Annotated in this window: 15 protein-coding genes; 8 read left to right on the top strand and 7 right to left on the bottom strand. The window is 67.4% G+C overall.

All coding sequences use genetic code 11. From position 1 onward, the window contains the following. Positions 1 to 199 precede the first annotated feature (199 nt). From AC1DJH_RS23560 to AC1DJH_RS23550, 3 genes are all read right to left on the bottom strand, one after another. The gene (locus AC1DJH_RS23560; protein ID WP_478187365.1) at positions 200 to 4,594 is read right to left on the bottom strand and encodes a DEAD/DEAH box helicase; all 4,395 of its coding nucleotides are present in this window, start codon (positions 4,592 to 4,594) and stop codon (positions 200 to 202) included. Between the two features lie 82 nt (positions 4,595 to 4,676). Then, on the bottom strand, positions 4,677 to 5,063 hold the full coding sequence (locus AC1DJH_RS23555; protein WP_435485880.1) for a response regulator: 387 nt from the start codon (positions 5,061 to 5,063) through the stop codon (positions 4,677 to 4,679). 187 nt (positions 5,064 to 5,250) lie between these two features. Continuing rightward, positions 5,251 to 5,772: an Lrp/AsnC family transcriptional regulator gene (locus tag AC1DJH_RS23550; RefSeq protein ID WP_472118463.1), complete on the bottom strand. Its 522-nt coding sequence runs from the start codon at positions 5,770 to 5,772 to the stop codon at positions 5,251 to 5,253. Between the two features lie 92 nt (positions 5,773 to 5,864). On the opposite strand from AC1DJH_RS23550, the gene AC1DJH_RS23545 reads away from it, so the two are divergent. Next, on the top strand, positions 5,865 to 9,485 hold the full coding sequence (locus tag AC1DJH_RS23545; protein ID WP_472118461.1) for an indolepyruvate ferredoxin oxidoreductase family protein: 3,621 nt from the start codon (positions 5,865 to 5,867) through the stop codon (positions 9,483 to 9,485). An 18-nt stretch (positions 9,486 to 9,503) separates the two neighbouring features. Here the strand turns inward: AC1DJH_RS23545 and AC1DJH_RS23540 are convergent, their stop codons facing one another. From AC1DJH_RS23540 to AC1DJH_RS23530, 3 genes are all read right to left on the bottom strand, one after another. Next, positions 9,504 to 10,502 carry a hypothetical protein gene (locus AC1DJH_RS23540; protein WP_472118459.1) on the bottom strand — a complete coding sequence of 333 codons (999 nt, stop codon included), beginning with the start codon at positions 10,500 to 10,502 and terminating at the stop codon, positions 9,504 to 9,506. A gap of 315 nt (positions 10,503 to 10,817) precedes the next feature. Further along, positions 10,818 to 11,456, bottom strand: coding sequence for a dihydrofolate reductase family protein (locus AC1DJH_RS23535; protein ID WP_472118456.1), 639 nt, complete (start codon positions 11,454 to 11,456; stop codon positions 10,818 to 10,820). Between the two features lie 246 nt (positions 11,457 to 11,702). Then, positions 11,703 to 12,596, bottom strand: a complete 894-nt coding sequence (locus AC1DJH_RS23530) for a DMT family transporter (RefSeq protein WP_472118453.1) — start codon at positions 12,594 to 12,596, stop codon at positions 11,703 to 11,705. Positions 12,597 to 12,853: 257 nt separating this feature from the next. Between AC1DJH_RS23530 and AC1DJH_RS23525 the strand changes: the two genes are divergently transcribed. The 7 genes from AC1DJH_RS23525 (at position 12,854) to AC1DJH_RS23495 (ending at position 20,651) form a co-directional block, all read left to right on the top strand. Then, positions 12,854 to 14,653 (top strand): FAD-dependent oxidoreductase, encoded by a 1,800-nt coding sequence (locus tag AC1DJH_RS23525; protein WP_478187364.1) that lies wholly within the window; start codon positions 12,854 to 12,856, stop codon positions 14,651 to 14,653. Next, the gene (locus AC1DJH_RS23520) at positions 14,650 to 16,524 is read left to right on the top strand and encodes a 2-oxoacid:acceptor oxidoreductase subunit alpha (RefSeq protein WP_478187363.1); all 1,875 of its coding nucleotides are present in this window, start codon (positions 14,650 to 14,652) and stop codon (positions 16,522 to 16,524) included. The genes AC1DJH_RS23525 and AC1DJH_RS23520 overlap by 4 nt, the downstream gene beginning before the upstream one ends. Further along, positions 16,521 to 17,576 (top strand): 2-oxoacid:ferredoxin oxidoreductase subunit beta, encoded by a 1,056-nt coding sequence (locus tag AC1DJH_RS23515; protein WP_478187362.1) that lies wholly within the window; start codon positions 16,521 to 16,523, stop codon positions 17,574 to 17,576. Before AC1DJH_RS23520 ends, AC1DJH_RS23515 begins: the two co-directional genes overlap by 4 nt. Before the next feature lie 44 nt (positions 17,577 to 17,620). Beyond that, positions 17,621 to 18,058, top strand: coding sequence for a CBS domain-containing protein (locus AC1DJH_RS23510; protein ID WP_478187361.1), 438 nt, complete (start codon positions 17,621 to 17,623; stop codon positions 18,056 to 18,058). A 523-nt stretch (positions 18,059 to 18,581) separates the two neighbouring features. Continuing rightward, positions 18,582 to 18,707: a YHYH domain-containing protein gene (locus AC1DJH_RS23505; RefSeq protein ID WP_472118442.1), complete on the top strand. Its 126-nt coding sequence runs from the start codon at positions 18,582 to 18,584 to the stop codon at positions 18,705 to 18,707. A 307-nt stretch (positions 18,708 to 19,014) separates the two neighbouring features. Beyond that, positions 19,015 to 20,028: a hypothetical protein gene (locus AC1DJH_RS23500; RefSeq protein WP_472118439.1), complete on the top strand. Its 1,014-nt coding sequence runs from the start codon at positions 19,015 to 19,017 to the stop codon at positions 20,026 to 20,028. Continuing rightward, positions 20,025 to 20,651 (top strand): GTP pyrophosphokinase, encoded by a 627-nt coding sequence (locus AC1DJH_RS23495; RefSeq protein ID WP_472118436.1) that lies wholly within the window; start codon positions 20,025 to 20,027, stop codon positions 20,649 to 20,651. The genes AC1DJH_RS23500 and AC1DJH_RS23495 overlap by 4 nt, the downstream gene beginning before the upstream one ends. A gap of 391 nt (positions 20,652 to 21,042) precedes the next feature. Here the strand turns inward: AC1DJH_RS23495 and AC1DJH_RS23490 are convergent. Next, the coding region (locus AC1DJH_RS23490) for an integrase core domain-containing protein (RefSeq protein WP_478187360.1) at positions 21,043 to 21,305 on the bottom strand (263 nt) is incomplete at its 5' end.

Below are 21,305 nucleotides of genomic sequence, written 5' to 3'. Positions count from 1 at the left end.
CAAGCAAAAGAGTGGCATTCGATCCCCCTGTGCCCGGCATCGTTGTTTTCGCCGCGCCGGCCGGCCCCGAAACGGTGCGGATGAATGTAAACAAACGTCAATATTCCGCAATACCCAATTCGGGTGACCGCACCCCCCGAACACGTAGTCAGAGGTTCTCGTTTTGTGCAGCGCGTTGCTCGAACCCGTGGCGCGGCGCTCAGGCCTGCTGCTGCACGGCGAGGTCGACAAGGCTCAGCGCCGGTGCGAGCGACAGCGCGCGGCGTGCGGCCAGCGCCTGCGCCGCGTCCAGCGTCACCAGCCAGGCGATCTCCCCGGCCACGCTGGTCGCGATCGGCACACCGTCGCGGTACAGCACGCGCGAACCTGCGACGCGCGGCACCTTGGGCCCGTGGACGATGCTGCCCAGCAGGTTGGCGGGGTCGCTGGCCGCGAGCGCAATCAGCGCGCCGTCGCCGGGCTGCCTGCGCACCTGCCGCATCGAAGCGACCGCTTCGGGCAGCGCGAACTGCTCGCCCGACACCCCGGCGATGAAACGGCCACCGCGAATCTCGCCGCGTGCCTCCAGCCGCCGGCACACGCGCACCAGGTCGCGCCAGGGCGGCAGCCATGCGGCCTCGCGTTCGAGCAGGCGCCAGCAGATCACACCGTAGCGGCGCAGCAGCACGTGCACGACCTGCTCCATCGCCTCCGCGGAGCTTGCCGTCATCGTCTCGGCCGCGGCGGGCGGCCGCACCAGGGTCCAGCGCCCCGCATCCTCGATGCCGAACAGCGGCGTGCGGCGGCGCCGCCGTGTGTCGGCCGAGGCCCGCTTCGATGCCGGCACCAGCAAGGCGCGCAGGCCGGCATAGCTGTCGCAGCGCGCGCGGCCTTTGGCGACCAGTTCGGTCAGCGCCTCCTCGATTTCCACCGGCAGCAGCCGCGTGCCCGACGCGATCTCGTCGAAGAAGCAGGCACCGTGCTGCGCCAGGTGCGCGGCCACGCGCATGGCGCGCGAGCCGAGCGTTTCGTCGTCGACGGGGGCCGGCGCCAGGCTGGTCCACAGCGCCGCGCTGCGGCGCGGCAACAGCACGACCGGCGTGGCGCGCAACGACAGGCTGCCTGCTCCCTTGCGGCCTTCCGCGGTGCTCGGGCGCAGCCGCGTCCACAGCACGCGTCCGGCCGTGCACAGGTCGTCGAGCCACGCGCCGGCGTAGTCGCTCACGCGCGCGGGCAGCAGCTCGGCCTCCCACAGCGGCGCGGGCGCCTCGTAGCCTTCGAGCTGCGACAGGATGCCCGACAGCGCTTCCGGCCCGCTCACGCGGGAGGCCGCACCAATGCGCTGCCATTCGAAGAGAAAGCGCACGAAATCGCGCGGTTCCACGGGCTCGATCTCGCGGCGCAGGCGCTTGAGCGTGTAGCGGTGGATGCGCGCGAGCAGGTGGCGCTCGCACCATTCGACGCTTGCCGTGCCCGGCGTGAAGCGGCCTTGCAGCACGCTGCCTTCGGCCTGCAGCGCAAGCAGCGCGCCTTCGACGTCGGCGCTCGGCAGGCACAGCGGCGCGGCCAGTTGCGCCACGGTGACCGGCCCGAGGCCGCCAAGGCGCGAACGCAGCAACTCGCGCAGCGCGGTGTCGCGGTCGGCCGGCTGCTCGGCGTCGGCGGGCGCTTCGATGGCGGGTTGCATGGGTGCATCGGGCGCGACGGCCTGCAGCAGGCGCAGGCGCTCGGCCGTCACCCACAGGCCGCGCGCACCGCGTCCCTTGCCTTCGCGCAGCAGGCGCGTCGCGCGGCCGGCTTTCGCGAGCGCGGCGAGCCATTGCTTCCAGCCGGCACCTCGCGCCACTTCGTGCGCCACCTCGTCGTCGCTCAACGCGCCGAGCATGCCCAGCGCCTCGTGCATCTCGTCGGCGTTGCGCGGTTGCGGCCAGGCCTCTTCGCGCACACTGGCGATGGCGTCCGCGTCGAGCTGGCCGACGTCGTCGGCGCTTTCGGGGTCGGTGTAGCGGCGGTTCTGCACGGCCTGTGTGCGACGTTCTTCCAGCGGCGCGTCGTCCAGGAAGGCGTAGGGGCGCGCGTTCAGCGCTTCCATGGCAAGCGGCGAGGGCGCGGGCAGTTCGCGCGCCAGCACGCGCACCTCGCCCGACTCCATGCGGCGCAGCAGCGCGAGCCAGCCCTCGGCGTCCATCGCGTCGTGCAGGCAGTCGTCCAGGGTCTGCGCCACCAGCGGATGCTCGGGCACCTCGCGCTCGCCCACGAGGTTCTCCGCGCACGCCACCTGGTCGGGGAACACGGCCGCGAGCAGGTCTTCGGAGCGCATGCGCTGCAGCTGCGGCGCCACCTTGCGCCCGCCGCTGAAGCGCGGCAGCGCGAGCGCCGTGGTCGCGTTCCAGCGCCAGCGCACGCCGAACAGCGGTGCGTCGAGTAGCGCCTGCACCAGCACGTGCAGCGCCGAGGCCGAGTGCAGGTAGCGCGCCACCTCGTCGAGCGCGAAGCTGTGGCTGGTGGACAGCGACAGCACGATCGCGTCTTCGGTCGCCGCGGCCTGCAGCTCGAAGTTGAAGGTGCGGCAAAAGCGCTTGCGCAGCGCCAGCCCCCACGCGCGGTTGAGCCGGCTGCCGAAGGGCGAGTGAATCACCAGCTGCATGCCGCCCGAGGCGTCGAAGAAACGCTCCATGACGAGCGTGCGCTGTGTCGGCAGCGCGCCGAGCACGTCGAGCGCGTGCGCGAGGTGCGCCACGATCTGGCGCGCGGCTTCGTCGTCCAGGCCGAGGGTCTGCGTCAGCAGTGCCATCGCGCCGTCGCGGCCGCCTTGTCCGCCCTCTTCCAGCGCCTGCGCCACTTCTTCGCGCAGCCGCGACACGCCGAACGACAACTCGTCGCTGCGCCCCGGCGCCTCGCCGAGCCAGAACGGAATGTTGGGCGCCGCGCCGTGCGCGTCTTCCACCCGCACGCGGCCCGGCTCGATCTTCAGGATGCGGTAGCTGGTGTTGCCGAGCTGGAACACGTCGCCCGCCAGGCTCTCGACCGCGAAGTCCTCGTTGACCGTGCCGATCTTGTCGGCCTGCGGCTCCAGCATGACCGTGTAGTCGCCGGTCTCCGGAATGGTGCCGCCCGAGGTGAGCGCGGTCATGCGCGCGCCCTTGCGCTCGCGCAGCAGGCGGTTCACCGCGTCGCGGTGCACGTAGCCCGCGCGCTGCCCCTGCCGCGTGGTGAAGCCTTCGGACACCATGCGCACCACGTCCATGAAGCGCTCGTGCGTGAGGGTCGCATAGGGCCACGCGCGGCGCACCAGCGCGAAGAGATCGTCCTCCTGCCATTCGCGGCAGGCGGTCTCGGCCACGATCTGCTGCGCCAGCACGTCCAGCGGCGCCGGCAGCACGCGCAGCGCGTCGAGCTCGCCGCGGCGGATGCAGTCGAGCAGGGCGGCGCATTCGACCAACTCGTCGCGCGACTGCGGGAACAGCCGCGCCTTCGGCACGCCGCCCACCGCGTGGCCCGAGCGCCCCGCACGTTGCAGGAAGGTGGCGATGGCGCGCGGCGAGCCGAGCTGGCACACCAGGTCGACGTCGCCGATGTCCAGGCCCAGCTCCAGCGACGCGGTCGCCACCAGCACCTTCAGCTCGCCGCGCTTGAGGCGCTGCTCGGCGTCCAGGCGCGTCTCTTTCGACAGGCTGCCGTGGTGCGCGGCCACGGCCTCCTTGCCGAGGATGTCGCCCAGGTGCCGCGCCGCGCGTTCGGCCATGCGGCGCGTGTTGACGAACACCAGCGTGGTCTTGTGCAGCCACACCAGCTCGGCCACGCGGGCGTACACCTGCGTCCACTGGTCGCCCGACATCACGGCTTCCAGCGGCGTCGGCGGCAGCTCGAGCGCCAGGTCCCGCTGCTTGGCATAGCCGATGTCGACCACGGCGCAGTTGGCCGTGCCGTCGGCGTGCAGCGCACCGGCGCCGACCAGGAAGCGCGCCACCTCGTCGATCGGCTTCTGCGTGGCCGACAGGCCGATGCGCACCGGCCGCGCGCCTGTGTGCGCCACGCACAGCGCCTGCAACCGTTCCAGCGACAGCGCAAGGTGGCTGCCGCGCTTGCTCGCGGCAATGGCGTGGATCTCGTCGACGATCACGCTGCGCACGTTCGAGAGCATCTTGCGGCCCGACGCCGAACCCAGCAGCACATAGAGCGACTCCGGCGTGGTCACCAGGATGTGCGGCGGCCGGCGCAGGCTCTGCTGGCGCTCGCGCTGCGGCGTGTCGCCGGTGCGCACGGCGGTGCGAATGTCGACGTCGGGCAGGCCGAGCGCCGCCAGCGCGGCGCGAATGCCCGCGAGCGGCGCGTCGAGGTTCAGGCGGATGTCGTTGGACAGCGCCTTCAGCGGCGAGACGTAGACGACGGCGGTTTCATCCGGCAGCCCGCCCGCCGCCAGCCCCCGGCGCACCAGGTCGTCCAGCGCGGCCAGGAAAGCGGTGAGCGTCTTGCCGGAGCCGGTGGGCGCCGCGACCAGCGTGTCGCGTCCGGCGCGAATCGCCGGCCACGCCGCGACCTGAGCGGACGTGGGGCCGGGAAAGGCTCCAAGGAACCACTGGGCGACGGCGGGGTGGAACGGGTTCAGGGTCACGGGGGCGGACAGGCACGCGACGGCATGCGCCTGCAGCCACGAAGATCGGGACTGCGCGGGCAAATGTCAAGGCACGGCCCTCTCAGCTGCGGTCCGCCTGACCCGGAATGCGCTGCACGAAGTGAAGAAAGTTGTCCAGCTCGGTCGACTTGTCGAACACGGCGTCGGCACCCAGCGCCAGGCACTGCGCCCGCATCTCGCGCGTCGCGTAGTTCGACAGGATCACCACGAGCTGGTGCGGCGCGCGCTGCTCGCAGCCGCGCAAGACCCCCAGCCCGGAACCCTCCTTCAGAAAGAGATCGACGACAGCCACGTCCCAGTCGCCGTCGTGCGACTTCAGCCAATGAATGGCCTGTGCCTCGGTCTCTGCGGTTCCCAGCACACGGGCTCTGGTCAGGTCCTCGAGCGTGGGGATGAGCTGGTCGCGAATCGTCTTGTTGTCCTCGACGAGGAATGTGATGACAGCCATTTTTTTTCCCTGAAATTCTCTGTGTGTCCCTGGTGCCGACGGTGAGGCGAAGCCTGTACGGCCGTGGTGGTCCATGCACGCGTGTCGCTGTGAGCGGGTCTCCTACGCCGGACCTACCGGCCGATCTCCATGCCCTGCGACCTCGCGGACGTTGGCTTGCCCGCTGGAGGGACCTGCTGCATCGGGCTCAACCGCGCCGCGCGCCCGCTGCCCGGGGCGCCGTGCCCAGCAGGTGCGCCAGCGGCAGCGCCGTCTCGGACTTGATCTCCCGCAGCACGATGCTCGAACGCACATGCGTCACGCCTGGCAGGCTGAACAGCACCTCGTGCAAGAAGCGCTCGTAGTGCTTCATGTCCGGCACGGTCACGTGGAGGATGTAGTCCGCCGGCCCGGTGGCCGACACGCAGCGGATGATCTGCGGGCTCGCGGCCACCACTTCCTCGAAGCGCTGCACCAGCGCCTCGCTGTGCCGGTCGAGGTTCACCTCGGCCACGGCCGACACATGCAGGCCCACCAGTTCGGGGTCGACCAGGGCCGTGTAGCCGCGGATCACGCCGGCCGCTTCCATGTCCTTGATGCGCTTCCAGCAGGGCGTGGGCGACAGCCCGACGGCCTCGGAGATCTGCTGCACCGTCTGCCGCCCGTCGTGCTGCAGCGCAGAAAGAATCTTGAGGCAATGCTCGTCAAGAGAAACAGAACCAACGTTCATGGCGATTTTCGAGAGGATTATTCTTCAAACAAGGGTCTGCGCCAGTGTATTGAAGAAACACTTCCTCCGGGTGCGGCAGAACAATTCCGGGCATGAACGCCCCACACACCGCAACCGCACTCAGACGGCCCGACTACCAGCTCTCCGACAACCTCTGGGCCGACGCCGGCTCGGTCTTCCTCACCGGCACCCAGGCGCTGATCCGCATCCTGGCGATGCAGGGCCGGCGCGACGCGGCGCGCGGCCTGCACACGCAGGGCTTCGTCAGCGGCTACCGCGGCTCGCCGCTGGGCATGGTCGACCAGGCCATCTGGAAGGCCGGCGAGCGCTTCAAGCAGACCGGCATCCGCTTCGTGCCTGCCGTCAACGAAGAGCTGGCCGCCACGCAGGTGCTGGGCACGCAGCGCGTCGAGTCCGACCCCGAGCGCACCGTCGAGGGCGTGTACGCCATGTGGTACGGCAAGGGCCCGGGCGTGGACCGCGCGGGCGACGCACTCAAGCACGGCAACGCCTACGGCTCGTCGCCGCACGGCGGCGTGCTGGTGGTGGCGGGCGACGACCACGGCTGCGTGTCGTCGTCGATGCCGCACCAGAGCGACCACGCCTTCATGGCCTGGCGCATGCCGGTGATGCAGCCCGCCAGCGTGGCCGAGTACCTGGAGTTCGGCCTGTACGGCTACGAGCTGTCGCGCTACTCGGGCGCCTGGGTCGGCATGGCGGCGCTGTCCGAAATTGTCGAGAGCGCAGGCACGGTGGACCTCGACGCGGTCAACGCGCGCGTCGCCGCCTGGGAAGACGCCGACGCCGTGCGCGCCGCCACCGGCCACCGTCCGCCGCCCGACGGCCTGCACTACCGCTGGCCCGACCTGCCTTCGCTGCGCATCGAGTCGCGCCTCGAAGACAAGCTCGCGGCCGTGGCCGCCTTCACCCAGCGCAACAGCATCGACCGCCACGTCATCGTGAGCCCGCATGCCAAGGTGGGCATCGTCACCTGCGGCAAGGCGCACCACGACCTGATGGAGGTGCTGCGCCGGCTCGAGCTCTCGCCCGAGCAGCTCGCGCGCGCCGGCGTGCGGCTGTACAAGGTGGGCCTGAGCTTTCCGCTGGAGCAGACGCGCCTGAAGGCCTTTGCGCAGGGGCTCGACGAGATCCTCGTCGTGGAAGAAAAGGGTGCCGTGGTCGAGACGCAGCTGCGCGACATCTTCTACAACGCGCCTGCCGGTGCGCGCCCCGTGCTCGTGGGCAAGCACGACCGCGCGGGCCTGCCGCTGGTGTCGGCCCTGGGTGAGCTGCGCCCTTCGCGCCTCATCGAGCTGGTGGCGCACTGGCTGGCCGTGCACTTCCCCGACAACCACGACCTGGGCGACCACCTGCAGCATGTGCGCGACTTCACGCCGCCCGAGCTGCTGGGCAACGCGAGCGACGCGGTCAAGCGCCTGCCGTACTTCTGCGCCGGCTGCCCGCACAACACCAGCACCAAGGTGCCCGAAGGCTCCACCGCGCGCGCGGGCATCGGCTGCCACTTCATGGCCAACTGGATGGACCGCAGCACGGCGGGGCTCATACAGATGGGCGGGGAGGGCGTCGACTGGATCTCGCACGCCATGTTCACCAAGACGCCGCACGTCTTCCAGAACCTGGGCGACGGCACCTACTACCACTCGGGCTATCTCGCGATCCGCCAGGCCGTGGCCGCCAAGGCCACGCTCACCTACAAGATCCTGTTCAACGACGCGGTCGCCATGACCGGCGGGCAGCCGGTCGACGGCGTCATCAGCGTGGACGCCATCGCGCGGCAGGTCGAGTCCGAAGGCGTCACCAAGGTGGTGGTCGTGAGCGATGCCATCGGCAACTACGACGCCATCAGGAACCGCTTTCCGGCGGGCACCGAGTTCCACGACCGCGCCGCGCTCGACGAGGTGCAGCGCCGCCTGCGCGAGATGCCCGGCGTGACCGTGCTCATCTACGAGCAGACCTGCGCCGCCGAGAAGCGCCGCCGCCGCAAGAAGGGCGAGCTGGCCGAGCCGCCCAAGCGCCTGTTCATCAACGAGGCCGTGTGCGAAGGCTGCGGCGACTGCACCGTGCAGAGCAACTGCGTGGCCGTGCTGCCGCAGGAAACGCCGATGGGCCGCAAGCGCAAGATCGACCAGACCAGCTGCAACAAGGACTACTCCTGCGCCAAGGGCTTCTGCCCCAGCTTCGTGGGCGTCACCGGCGGCAAGCTGCGCCGCAAGAGCGGCGCGCTGGCCGCGGGGCGCGATGCCTTCCTGCACCGCGTGGCCGCGCTGCCGCACCCCGCGCCGCACGCATGGAGCGCGCCGTACGACCTGCTCGTGACCGGCGTGGGCGGCACCGGCGTGGTGACCGTGGGCGCGGTCATCGCCATGGCCGCGCACCTCGAAGGCAAGTCCGCCAGCGTGCTCGACTTCATGGGCTTCGCGCAGAAGGGCGGCTCGGTGCTGAGCTTCGTGCGCCTGGCGGACGCGCCCGAGCGGCTCAACCAGGTGCGCATCGACACCCAGCAGGCCGACGCCATCCTGGCGTGCGACGTGGTGGTGGGCGCATCGGCCGATGCGCTGCAGACCGTGCGGCACGGGCGCACGCGCGTGCTTGCGAACATCCACGAGATCCCGGTGGCCGAGTCGCTGCGCAACCCCGACGCCGATCTGCACGTCGACCTGCTGCTGGAGAAGATGCGCTTCGTCGCGGGCGAGGAACAGGTCGAGACCTTCGACGCGCAGAGCCTGGCCGAAGAGTTCCTGGGCGACACGCTGGCCGCCAACATCGTGGCGACCGGCTACGCATGGCAGCGCGGCCTGGTGCCGCTGAGCCTGGAGGCGCTGATGCATGCGATCGAACTCAACGGCGTGGCCGTGGCGGCCAACCAGTCGGCCTTCTCGCTGGGTCGGCTCGCGGCGGGCGACCCCGCCGCGCTCGACCAGTTGCGCGCGGCGCCGACGAATGCGCAAGCGCAGCAGGCCGACGAGCGCCCGCTGGAGGCGCTGCTGGCCGATGCGCGCCGCCATCTCACCGGCTACCAGAACGCCGCGTGGGCGGCCCGCTTCGAGACGCGCATTCGCGCGCTGCAGCAGGCCGAGTCCGCGCTGCCGGGCGGCGACACCAGCCTGCCTTTCACGCGCAATGCGGCGCGCAGCCTGCTCAAGCTCATGAGCTACAAGGACGAGTACGAAGTGGCGCGGCTCTACACCGACGGCGCCTTCCTGCAGAAGCTGAAAGACCAGTTCGAAGGCGATCTGAAGCTCGAGTTCCACATGGCACCGCCGCTGCTCGCGCGCCCGGCGAACGGGCAGGCGCCGGTCAAGGTGCGCCTTGGCGCCTGGATGCTGCCGGCCATGAAGTGGCTGGCGCACGGCAAGCGGCTGCGCGGCACCGCCTTCGACCTGTTCGGCTACACCGAAGAGCGCCGCATCGAGCGCGAGCTGATCGCGCACTTCGACGGCCTGCTGCAGGACATGTGCACCGAGCTCACCGCCGACAACCAGTCGACCGCGGCGCGCGTGGCCGTGCTGCCGATGTCGGTGCGCGGCTTCGGGCATGTGAAGTTGGACAACCTCGCGTCGGCGCGCGTTCGCGAAGCCGAGTTGCTGCACCGCTTTGCGCCGTCGCGCTATGCGAAGCCGGCGTCGGCCGAAGGCGCGCCGACGGCAGGCCAGATTCGCGGCATCGCGATCGTGGCCGGCTCAGGGGCCTGAGCGAGGCGCGCGCGCCGCTCAGGCTTGCGACTGGAGGCTCACGATTTCCTGCTTGAGAAACGCGAGAAAGGGCTCCCGAAGCGCTGCCTCCATGTGCGCGGGCAGCGCGACGGGCTCGTTCGAGCCGGTCAGCAGCTCGTCGCCCTTTTCCGTGATTTGCAGCGCGCTGGCATCCACGCTCTGCAACGCGATGCGCACCGGCGCTTCCATCAGGTCCTTGCCGTACAAGGCCTGCGTGGTCAGTGCAAGGCCGTAAGGACCGCCGAACAGCGGGAAATCCACCAGCGCAAACTGCAGCGTTTCATTGGCCGGAACCTGGAACTTGCCGGCCACCTTGCCGAGCTTTTTCGACAGCTTGGGGTTGAGCGGGTCGAGCAGCGTATCGGCCGCGCCGTGGTCGGCCACCAGTTCGGACAACTTCCATGTGCGCTGCGGTGCCTGCCGCTGGCTGGCATGTTGCGCGTGGTATTCGATGGTTGCGCTCACGACCGGCGCCAGCAGCGCGCCGCATCGCTCGAGCAGCATCGGCTCGGGCAAGCCCGACACGCCGGCCCAGTCCTTCCAGGACTTGTAGCGTTCGAGCAGCGTCGATACGAACGAGGGCACTTCGCCGATGCGCCCGGGCAGCACGTGGCTTTGCGCCATTGGCGCCGCCAGCAGCACCGTGAAATCGTCCTGCACGTACATCGCCTGGTCGGTCAGCAGAAACCCCTGCGACGCTCGCTTGCCGCTGAGCCGATTCATCGCGTGATAGCCGAGAAACAGAAGCGGAATCTCGTCGCCCACGTGGGGCTTGGGCAGGTACATCTGCTCGACGGCCTGCGCGAAAACCTGCGGTGCGTCTTCGTGGTCGGGGTGGTCGGTCTGGTCGGGCAGGAAGAGGAAGGCGGACAGGCCGGAATCCGGCAAGGTGCCGATGCGCTGCTGCACTTGCGCGCGCAACGCCATGCCGTGTCGCGAAAGCTCGGGCGGCAGCGTGCCCAAGTGGTCGTTGAAAGACGAATAGACGAGCGTCATTCTGGATCCTCCCTGATGTTGTTGATTTGGCTGTGCGACCCGAAATCCATTCCGATTGCGCGGCCCGGCGGCGTGATTGATCGTGCACGTCGTCGCAGTGTCGGCGCCGGTCGTCGGTTGCGTGCCTGTATCGAAATGCGCCCGCCGATTCGATGCGAACGCGTTGTTCGACGACCCTCGAGCCGGGCAAAACTTACCGCAGAAGGGGCACGGTGACAAGAACGACGCTCCCGGCTGAGGCACGGTCGGGACTCGTGGTTTTGCGCGCTCGCGCGTCCGTCTATCGGCGTGGCGTCACACTGTCTTGCTTGTCTGTCACGCTCGTGCGTTGCAATAGCGCAGGTGCGTGGCGGCTGGACCCGCCAGAACGCTGTCGATTCGAAACTGCGTCCCAAGCTCGCCCAGGTTCTCGAACAGGCGCCGCCCGCTGCCGAACAACACCGGCGCCAGGGCGATCTCCAATTCGTCGATGGCACCGAGTTTCAGGTACTGCTGGATCACGTCCGCGCCGCCGGCGATGCGAATGTCACGCCCGCCGGCGGATTCCCGCGCGAGCGCCAGGGCACGTTCCGGCCCGTCATTGATGAAGTGGAAGGTCGTGCCGCCGGGGCGCACCCAGGGCTCGCGCTTTTCATGGGTCAGCACGTAGACCGGCGTGTGAAACGGCGCGTCGTCGGGCCAGGCGACCTCGCCCTGGTCGAACATCCGCTTGCCCATGATGTTGGCGCCGATGCGCTCGAAGGTGCTGCGAACCAGGTCATTGACCGGGCCGGTTTCTCCCCCGGGTCCGAGCTTGAGGACGTTCTCGCGAAAGTGCTGCAGCTTGACCAGCCAACCCATCATTGCCCCCCACTTGGCGCCCCAGTTCTTGTAGCCGGGGTCGTCCATGGTCATCCCTTCGGGGGCCATGTAGCCATCGAGGCTGAGTCCGATGTTGACGAATACTTTGCTCATGGGGCTGGCCTTCCATCCTTGTTGTGAACGCTGTCCACAATTATGTCCTGGAGAAGTGGATGGTGTCCACAGGAGCCGATTCGCGACACATGCGGCAGCCACTCGACGAGTTCGCGCGAGCGAGCCAGCTGGAGCCCCTGGGCATGTCGGGCGAAGAATGGAGCTGAATGGGCAGAGACAGCGACGCCGGCGGTGGCCTTCGCATGCGTCCGAGGGACATGGCGAAGATCGGACAGCTCGGCAAGCTCAGACGGCTTGCCGCTTCTTTACTGCAGACCTCGGCGCCTCGCTTCGCGCCAGCCAGAGTCCGCTTGCAACGATCAGTGCTCCGCCGCCCAGCGTCCATGCATCGGGCGCGGCCTTCCATATCCACCAGTCGAGCATCAACCCCCACGCAAGGGCGCTGTATTCGAACGGAGCGATGGCAGCGGCCTGGCCGTGCCGGAAGGCTTCGGCGATGGCCATCTGGCCCAGGAAGCCGCTGATGGCCAGGCCCGCGAGCACCCACATGTGCTGGGGCTGAATGGGCACCCATTGCGGCACCGCCAGCAAGGTGCCTCCCACCGCCATGCCGGCGGTCGTCCAGAAGACCAATGCGGCGCTGGGTTCCGTGCGGCTGATGAGCCGGCCCAGCATGTTCGACAGCGCATAGAAGACCGCAGCGACCAGCACCGCCAGCGCACCCATCGAGAGAAAGGCGCCCTGCTCGGGCCGCAGTGCGATCACCACGCCGATGAAGCCCAGCCCGATGGCGATCCAGTGCCGGGGCTGCACCGACTCGCCCAGCATCGGCACCGCGATGAGCACCATCAACAGCGGGGCGATGAAGGTGAGCGTGTAGGCCTCGGCCAGGCCGAGAGTCTTCAGGCCATGCACGAAGAGCACGAGCATCGCCATGTTCAGCACGGTGCGCAGCAGGTGCAGCCGCCAACGCAGCCGGCGGTTGAAGACGCCGCCGGCCTCGCGCCGCCATGCGATGTACAGGCACACCAGGGGCAGCGCGGTGAGGCCGCGCAGCGCCATCACCTGCACCGGCGGGTAGTGCCCGGCCAGGTTCTTGAGCAGCGCGTCCATGCACGCAAAGAAGGCGCAGGCCAACAGCATCGCAGCGATGCCGCGCAGGGTTCCGGTCGATTGCATGGGAGGTTTGTCTTGCACCAGTGGCCGGGGAGGGGCCTTGTTCTTGACCGCCAAGCATAGGCGCTGCCAGCAGTCGGCCGACGGTGCAGTGCCGGGTGGTCGCGTTGCGCACGGAGCGTGCGCAAGCTCGGCTCCCGAGGGCTCGTGTTTCTGCGGGATTCCACCAAGTCTTGCGAGCCGCCAGTGCGGCGCATACTCGCCGCAGAGCCGCGCGCCGGCCCCTTCGGGCTCCCGGGCGACCGTCAGGAGACAACGCTTTGCAGCGAACCGACATAGCCAACCCGGCCTACTTTCACAAGGTGGTCGATTGCCAGTACGCCTGTCCGGCGCACACGCCCGTCCCCGAATACATCCGCATGATCGCGCAGCGCCGCTATGGCGACGCCTACATGATCAATTGGGTGTCCAACGTCTTTCCCGGCATCCTGGGGCGCACCTGCGACCGGCCCTGCGAGCCTGCCTGCAGGCGCGGGCGCGTGGAGGAAAGCAACGCCCAGGCCCCCGAACCGGTGGCGATCTGCCGGCTCAAGCGCGTGGCCGCCGACATGAAGGACGACGTGCGCGCGCGCATGCCCAAGCCCGCGCCGAAGAACGGCAAGCGCATTGCCTGTGTCGGCGCCGGCCCGGCCTCGCTCACCGTCGCGCGCGACCTGGCACCGCTGGGCTACGAGGTGACGGTGTTCGACGCCGAGGCCAAGGCCGGCGGCTTCATCCGCACGCAGATCCCGCGCTTTCGCCTGCCGGAGTCGGTGATCGACGAAGAGACGGGCTACATCCTCGACCTGGGCGTCGAGTTCCGCGGCGGCGAGCGCATCGGCTCGATGAAAGCCTTGATGGCGCAGGGCTGGGACGCGATCTTCGTCGGCTGCGGCGCGCCGCGCGGCCGCGACCTCGACGTGCCCGGCCGCCAGGAAGCAGCGGCGAGCATCCACATCGGCATCGACTGGCTCAACTCGGTTTCGTTCGGCCACGTCAGCAGCATCGGGCTGCGCGTGATCGTGCTGGGCGGCGGCAACACGGCCATGGACTGCTGCCGCTCGGCGCGCCGCCTGGGCGGCACCGACGTGAAGGTCGTCGTGCGCAGCGGCTTCGACGAAATGAAGGCTTCGCCCTGGGAAAAGGAAGACGCCCAGCACGAAGGCATTCCGATCATCGACTTCCACGTGCCCAAGGCCTTCGTGCACGAGGAAGGCAAGTTGCTGGGCATGCGCTTCGAGATCGTCCGTGCCGAATACGACGACCGGGGCCGCCGCACGCTGGTGCCAACAGGCGAGCCCGACGCCTACTTCGAATGCGACGAAGTGCTGGTCGCCGTGGGACAGGAAAACGCGTTCCCCTGGATCGAGCGCGACTGCGGCGTTGGCTTCGACAAGTCGGGCCTGCCGACGCTCGACAAGAACACCTTCCAGTCGACGGTGCCCCACGTGTTCTTCGGCGGCGACGCGGCCTTCGGCCCCAAGAACATCATCACCGCCGTGGCCCACGGCCACGAGGCCGCGGTGTCGATCGACAAGCTGCTGCGCGCCGAGCCGGTGTACGTGCGCCCCGCGCCCATGACCAACCTGGTGTCGCAGAAGATGGGCATCCACGAGTGGAGCTACGACAACGACACCTCCAACGACCTGCGCTACAAGGTGCCCTGGGCCAAGGCCGAGACGGCGCTGGCGAACATTCGCGTGGAGGTGGAGCTGGGCTTCGACGCAGCCACCGCCTTCAAGGAGGCCGAGCGCTGCCTGAACTGCGATGTGCAGACCGTGTTCACCGAGCCCGCTTGCATCGAATGCGATGCCTGCGTGGACATCTGCCCGATGGACTGCATCAGCTTCATCGACAACGCGGACGAAGCCGAGCTGCGGCCACGGCTGAAGGCGCCGGCGCTCAACTTGGCGCAAGACCTGTACGTGTCCGGCGGGCTCAAGACGGGCCGCGTGATGGTCAAGGACGAAGACGTCTGCCTGCACTGCGGCCTGTGCGCCGAGCGCTGCCCCACGGGCGCCTGGGACATGCAGAAGTTCCTGCTGAAGATGACGCCCGCAGGGCAGGGGGTGGCGGCATGAGCGCCATTCCACAGATCGAAGGCATCAACGACTTCGTCATCAAGTTCGCCAACGTCAACGGCTCGGGTTCGGCCTCGGCCAACGAGCTGTTCGCCAAGGCCATCCTGCGCATGGGCGTGCCGGTGAGCCCGCGCAACATCTTCCCGAGCAACATCCAGGGCCTGCCGACCTGGTACGAGGTGCGCGTGACCGAAGAGGGCCACCTGGGGCGGCGCGGCGGCACCGACATGATGGTGGCGATGAACCCCCAGACCTGGGACGCCGACGTGGCCGAACTGGAGCCCGGCGGCTATCTTTTCTACGACAGCACGCGCCCGCTGCCGCCGTCGAAGTTCCGCAGCGACATCCGCGTGATCGGCATGCCGCTCACCGAGATCTGCAACGCCGTTTATCAAGACCCGCGCCAGCGCCAGCTGTTCAAGAACATCGTGTACGTGGGCGCGCTGGCCATCCTGCTCGGCATCGAGCCCGAGGTGGTGGAAAAGCTGTTCGGCGAGCAGTACAAGGGCAAGGAGAAGCTGCTGGCCTCCAACGTGCAGGCGCTGCACCTGGGCTGCGACTTCGCCAGGGAAAACCTGCGCGAACCCGTGGGCCTGAAGGTGCGGCGTGCCGACCGGGTGGGCAACCGCATCTTCGTGGACGGCAACAGCGCCGCGGCACTGGGCTGCGTGTACGGCGGCGCCACCGTGGCGGCCTGGTATCCGATCACGCCGTCGTCTTCGGTGGCCGAGGCCTTCCAGAAATACTGCACCAAGTTCCGCGTCGATCCGGCCACCGGCCAGCACCGCTTTGCCATCGTGCAGGCCGAAGACGAGCTCGCCTCCATCGGCATGGTGGTGGGCGCCGGCTGGAACGGCGCGCGCGCCTTCACGCCCACCTCGGGGCCGGGCATTTCGCTGATGACCGAGTTCATCGGCCTGGCCTACTTTGCGGAGATTCCCGTCACGCTCATCAACGTGCAGCGCGGCGGCCCTTCCACCGGCATGCCCACGCGCACGCAGCAGGCCGACATTCTTTCGTGCGCGTATGCGTCGCATGGCGACACCAAGCACGTGCTGCTGTTTCCCGAAGACCCGCACGAGTGCTTCGAGCACGCGGCCTCCGCGCTGGACCTGGCCGACCGGCTGCAGACGCCCGTGTTCCTGATGACCGACCTGGACATCGGCATGAACCAGCGCCTGTGCGAGCCCTTTGCCTGGGACGACGCCAAGGCCTACGACCGCGGCAAGGTCATGACCGCCGAAGAGCTGGAGGCGGGCCGCGACTTCGGCCGCTACAAGGACGTGGACGGCGACGGCATTCCCTGGCGCACGCTGCCGGGCACGCACCCGACCAAGGGCAGCTACTTCACGCGCGGCACCACGCGCGACGCCTACGCTCGGTATTCGGAGCGCGGGCCCGACTACATCTACAACATGGAGCGGCTGCTGAAGAAGTTTGCGACCGCGGCCACGCTGGTGCCGCAGCCGGTGCCGCGGCCGGCCGCGCAAGCCACCGAGCTGGGCGTGATCTATTTCGGTTCGACCAGCCCGTCGATGCACGAGGCGCTGGACGCGCTGGAGGCGCAGGGCATCCACCTGAACGCGCTGCGGCTGCGCGCCTTTCCCTTCCCCCAGAGCGTGGTGCAGTTCCTGGCGCAGCACAGGCAGGTGTTCGTGGTCGAGCAGAACCGCGACGCGCAGATGCGCAGCCTGCTGGTCAACGAGCTGGACGCCGACCCGGCCCGGCTGGTGCGGGTGCTGCATTTCGACGGCACGCCCATCACGGCGCGTTTCATCGTCGAGGCGATCGGCACGCACCTGCAGCAGACGCAGGCACAGGCGCACGCGTCCCGCGTCACCCCCACGAAGGAATGGAAGGAATCCGCATGACCTACCTTGCCAAGCCACGCCTGCGCCACCCGACGCTGGCCACCAACAAGGTCGGCTACACGCGGCGCGACTACGAGGGCAAGATCTCCACGCTGTGCGCCGGTTGCGGCCACGACTCCATTTCCGCCGCCATCATCGAGGCCTGCTGGGAGCTGGACATCGAGCCGCACCGCGTGGCCAAGCTCTCGGGCATCGGCTGCAGTTCCAAGACGCCCGACTATTTTCTGGGCGCGTCGCACGGCTTCAACACCGTGCACGGCCGCATGCCCAGCGTGCTGACCGGCGCCAACCTCGCCAACCGCGACCTGCTGTACCTGGGCGTGTCGGGCGACGGCGACTCGGCCTCCATCGGCCTGGGCCAGTTCGCCCACGCCATGCGGCGCGGCGTGCGCATGGCCTACATCGTGGAGAACAACGGGGTCTATGGGCTGACCAAGGGCCAGTTCTCGGCCACCGCCGACCAGGGCTCCAAGAGCAAGAAGGGCGTCGTCAACACCGACAACCCGGTGGACCTGGTGGCCATGGCGCTGCAGCTGGGCGCCAGCTACGTGGGGCGGGGCTTCTCGGGCAACAAGGCGCAGCTGGTGCCGCTGATCAAGGGGGCCATCAGCCACGGCGGGTCTGCCTTCATCGACGTGCTCAGCCCCTGCGTTGCCTTCAACAACCACCCTGGCAGCACCAAGAGCTACGACTACGTGCGCGAGCACAACGAGGCGGTGAGCCGCATCGACTTCATCAGCGGGCGGGAAGAAATCACCGTCGACATGGGGCCGGGCGAAGTGCTGGACGTGCGCCAGCACGACGGCACGCTGCTGCGCCTGCGCAGCCTGCACCCCGACTACAACCCCGGCGACCGCTACGCCGCCATGGCCTACATGCAGCGGCACCACGAGATGGGCGAGGTGGTGACGGGCCTGCTCTACGTCGACCCGCTGGCCACCGACCTGCACACGGCGCTCAACACCAGCGACCGGCCGCTCAACGCGCTGGGCCCGGCCCAGCTCTGCCCCGGCGCCCAGGCGCTGGAGCGGCTCAACGCCTCCTTGCGCTGAGCGGCGGCCGGGCGCACCATCACGCCACTTCCGGAGGTCGCACCATGGCCGAGCGCACTGTTTTTCAGTCCATCTCGCGCACGCATGTCGTCAGCCTGGGCCCGCAGGCCAGCGTGCGCGATGCCGCCTGCGTGATGACGCGTGCCAACTGCGGCAGCGTGCTCGTCATGGAGCTGCCCGACACCCTGCTGGGCATCCTGACCGAGCGCGACCTGATGACCCGGGTGCTGGCCCGCGGGCTCGACGCCGATCGCACGGTGGTGCGCGAGGTGATGACGCCCAACCCGATCTGCGTGCCACCCGACATGCGGGTGTCCGACGCCGTGGTGTTGATGCTCGAACGGGGCTTTCGCCATCTGCCGCTGGTGTCGGGAACGAAGATTCTCGGCGTGTTCTCGGTGCGCGACGCGCTGCCGCGGGAGATCGGCACGGCCCTCAGCCAGACGGAGTTCAACGAGCAGGGGAAGGATGTTTTGGGGTGAGGAACGGCATTGGAGCCCTGCGGTTCTTTGCCGCTGTCGCCGCGCTGCACGCGGCTGCGTTCGCGTACCTGTCGGACTTGTGGCTCAACTTTGCGGCCATGGGCATTCGTGTGCGCGCAGCGGGACCGCGATGGGGAGCGGCCGCATGTGGCGAGCCGGAACCATGCGATCTAGGTTCATCGTCCGTTCAGTGCGGATGGGCGGCTTTGCTTCGAGGTGCGGAGCGGGGGAGGAGTCGTCCATTGCGGCGGTGCGCGACTTGAACGGGGTGTTGGTGGCTAGTGCCACTCAGGAGGGTTTGAATACGCCTGGGAACATTTGAACTAAAGCCGTTGCTACCTAATGGCGGCTACGCCGCCTGAATCAGACTTTCAATTCAACGGCCTCAGCCACCGATCATCGTCACATTCGATGCTCGATGCCCCGCTTTCATCCCATGTTCATGGGAGAACGCTCGTAAACCCCTGCCCGATCACAGAAGCGGGGGTACACACTCCAGCGCTCATTGGAACGAGGAGATGTCATGAAGAAGGTTGCAATACTGATCGCCGCGCTTTGCTTGAGCTGTGGAGTACTCGCGCACTCAGGAGGTACTGACAAAAATGGCTGTCATCGCGACAACAAGAATGGGGGCTCCCACTGCCACTGACGAGCCCCGAAAAAATCTAAGCTATCTCAATAGCAACGCTCGATTTGAGATCTGGCGTTTCGAGCCTGAACCCGCTTCGCAGCAATTGCCGACCTATACCGCCCGCAGACGTACTCACGCCGACTGGCGCCAAGCAGCCGTTCAGCTCGAAAGTCTGTCACCACTGGAAGTGGCGGGGCGCCCCAACCTGATCGGCCCTTAGCCTCATAAGCGCCTCGTGTCCACCACAACTCACGGTGAATACGTGGACACTATCTTGGTGTCAAAGTCCCATCATCGGCTCGAACCAAAACTTCGGAGACGACGAATGCCAGTGGAGAAGATTTTTAGTTTCCTGACCTATCCGAAAAAGAATCAGCCGGAAGTAGCGGTCGTCAGTGGGACGCAGATCCCGCTGGATAACGGAAAGCTTTGCAAGATGCTCACCGACATTTACGACAACGCGGGCAAAGACTGCAATGTGCCTGTCATGTTCGTCTCCGACGGCGAGAATCAGGAAAACGCCGTGAGAACCGAGCTGCTCGCGTTGCTGCAGAAGCCGTCGGTGTCCGCCTCTACCCCACTGGCGAAACGGTTGCAGGCTTCGACGGGGGGAGTATCCGGGATGGGATTGTTGTTCATCTGCATCGGCAAGGACGGCGAGAGCGATACGCGCGTAGTGATCTCCCGCTTTCCGGCGGACGAAGGCATCGTGGCCGAGAAGAAGAGCGAGAGGCTTACCGTCAGCTTCGTCGAGCAGGTCTTCATGAAAAGCGCCTATTCCTATAAGGCGGCAACGTATCTTTGGGACGGCACGCCAACCCAGCTCTGGAAGGGACACGTCGTCGACAAGCAGGTAAACCACGGTAGCAAAGCTGTCGCCGATTACTGGATCGTCGATTTTCTGCGCTCCGAGTTCTCCACTACCGCGGCGCAGGGGACGAAGCGGTTGGCGAAAGCGATCAAGGGAGCCCTTCAGGCGACGACCGACATCGCGATCAAAACGCAGCTCACGTCGGCGGTGCAATTGGCCGCCAACATTTCGAAGAAGTCCATGACGATCTCGGAGTTCTGCGACAGCTTCCACATGTCCGACGCTGCGAAGCAAGCCATCATCGCCAAGGTCGATCCGCCGCGGCTGGTCCACGAGAAGTTTCGCTTCGACGTCACGGAGTTTTCGCGCCACTTGGCATACAAGCAAGTGGAGTTGGACACGGGCGCCATGATGACCGCGCCGGCTGAGAAGTTCGACGAGTGCTTCAAAACCGAACACCACAAGGACAAAGCTGTCTTTGTCGCTGCTGGGCACATCGTCGATGAAAAGCTTAAGAGCACGAAATGACGAAAGACGAGTTGCTTTCCGAATACAGCGCGCGTCACGGGACCATCCTGGCGCCGCTCGCGAGCAAGTTGCAAGCGCACATTCAGGAAACGCTGACCGGCATCCCGCGCATCGACCGGGTGTCCGCCCGCGCGAAGAGCCCTGATCGATTTCTGGGTAAAGCGATGAAGCGCAAGGACGACGGCGCGCTGAAATACGAGCACCCCTTCGAACAGATTCAGGATCTCGTTGGCGCGAGGGCGATCGTCTTTTACAAGCAAGATGTGGACGCTGTGAGCGCGGCGGTCGACCGCTACTTTCGCCGCATCGAGGGCAAGGATTTGGTGCCCGACGCCGTGAACCAATTTGGCTACGTCGGCAGGCACTTCATCTTGGCGATGCCTGAAGACGTGATCGACGACGACGCGGACCGTGCAAAGATGCCTGAGTTCTTCGAGCTGCAGGTAAAGACGCTCTTTCAGCACGCCTGGAGCGAGGCGGAGCACGATCTAGCCTATAAGCCGAGCGAGCCTCTTTCCACCTTGCAGCAGCGGCAGATCGCGTTCACGGCCGCGCAGGCATGGGGGGCCGATCAGATTTTCGAGCAATTGCATACGGAGCTTGGCTCCTCTCACGCGGGGTAAGCGCCGTGCTTGCGAGCGCGCAGGCGCTTCAGGCAGCCGCGTCTGCTATGTCTTCCGCGCTGTAGACGCGCTCGTTCATCTCGTAGGGAAAGTCCCAGGCACTCATATGTCCCCTCCATCCTCGATTGCTAGATGAGCCGAGCAAGCTCCATTTGTTCTTCGTACTCTGTGCGCATGCTGACAATGGCTGCACGCGCCCGTGCGGACATTTCGTGGCTCTGCTTCTCCAGTCGCGAAAAATCGCCGTCAAGCTGAACGTCGCCTCGGGCTAGTGCCATGACCTTGTTAACTTGGATCATCAACTTATCCTGAGCTTCGATAAGAAACTCTTGGTATGCCTCGCGACGCTCAATGAATCGCCCCGGCTTCCATGGAGGCCAGTTGGTTTAAGTCATGCCGCCGTCTTGGCGGACTGACTGGCGAGTTGCCGGTAATAGTTTGCCTCAGCTTCTGCAGGCGGGATGTAGCCGATGGGTTCGAGCAGGCGATGGTGGTTGAACCAGGCCACCCATTCGAGCGTCGCGAACTCCACCGACTCCTTGGTCTTCCACGGCGCCCGGCGATGGATCAGCTCGGCCTTGTAGAGGCCGTTGATCGTCTCGGCCAGGGCGTTGTCATAGGAGTCGCCTTTGCTGCCCACTGATGGCTCAATGC

It is taken from the genome of Variovorax sp. 10N412 (genome assembly GCF_056394985.1).
The sequence above is the reverse complement of the archived record's forward strand: the minus strand, read 5'-3'. Positions and strand labels throughout refer to the sequence as shown.

Bases quoted from the DNA above. Each gene is read 5' to 3' on its own strand.
- AC1DJH_RS23555 (WP_435485880.1), bottom strand. From the start codon at position 5,063: ATGGCTGTCATCACATTCCTCGTCGAGGACAACAAGACGATTCGCGAC.
- AC1DJH_RS23550 (WP_472118463.1), bottom strand. From the start codon at position 5,772: ATGAACGTTGGTTCTGTTTCTCTTGACGAGCATTGCCTCAAGATTCTT.
- AC1DJH_RS23545 (WP_472118461.1), top strand. From the start codon at position 5,865: ATGAACGCCCCACACACCGCAACCGCACTCAGACGGCCCGACTACCAG.
- AC1DJH_RS23540 (WP_472118459.1), bottom strand. From the start codon at position 10,502: ATGACGCTCGTCTATTCGTCTTTCAACGACCACTTGGGCACGCTGCCG.
- AC1DJH_RS23535 (WP_472118456.1), bottom strand. From the start codon at position 11,456: ATGAGCAAAGTATTCGTCAACATCGGACTCAGCCTCGATGGCTACATG.
- AC1DJH_RS23530 (WP_472118453.1), bottom strand. From the start codon at position 12,596: ATGCAATCGACCGGAACCCTGCGCGGCATCGCTGCGATGCTGTTGGCC.
- AC1DJH_RS23520 (WP_478187363.1), top strand. From the start codon at position 14,650: ATGAGCGCCATTCCACAGATCGAAGGCATCAACGACTTCGTCATCAAG.
- AC1DJH_RS23515 (WP_478187362.1), top strand. From the start codon at position 16,521: ATGACCTACCTTGCCAAGCCACGCCTGCGCCACCCGACGCTGGCCACC.
- AC1DJH_RS23510 (WP_478187361.1), top strand. From the start codon at position 17,621: ATGGCCGAGCGCACTGTTTTTCAGTCCATCTCGCGCACGCATGTCGTC.
- AC1DJH_RS23505 (WP_472118442.1), top strand. From the start codon at position 18,582: ATGAAGAAGGTTGCAATACTGATCGCCGCGCTTTGCTTGAGCTGTGGA.
- AC1DJH_RS23500 (WP_472118439.1), top strand. From the start codon at position 19,015: ATGCCAGTGGAGAAGATTTTTAGTTTCCTGACCTATCCGAAAAAGAAT.
- AC1DJH_RS23495 (WP_472118436.1), top strand. From the start codon at position 20,025: ATGACGAAAGACGAGTTGCTTTCCGAATACAGCGCGCGTCACGGGACC.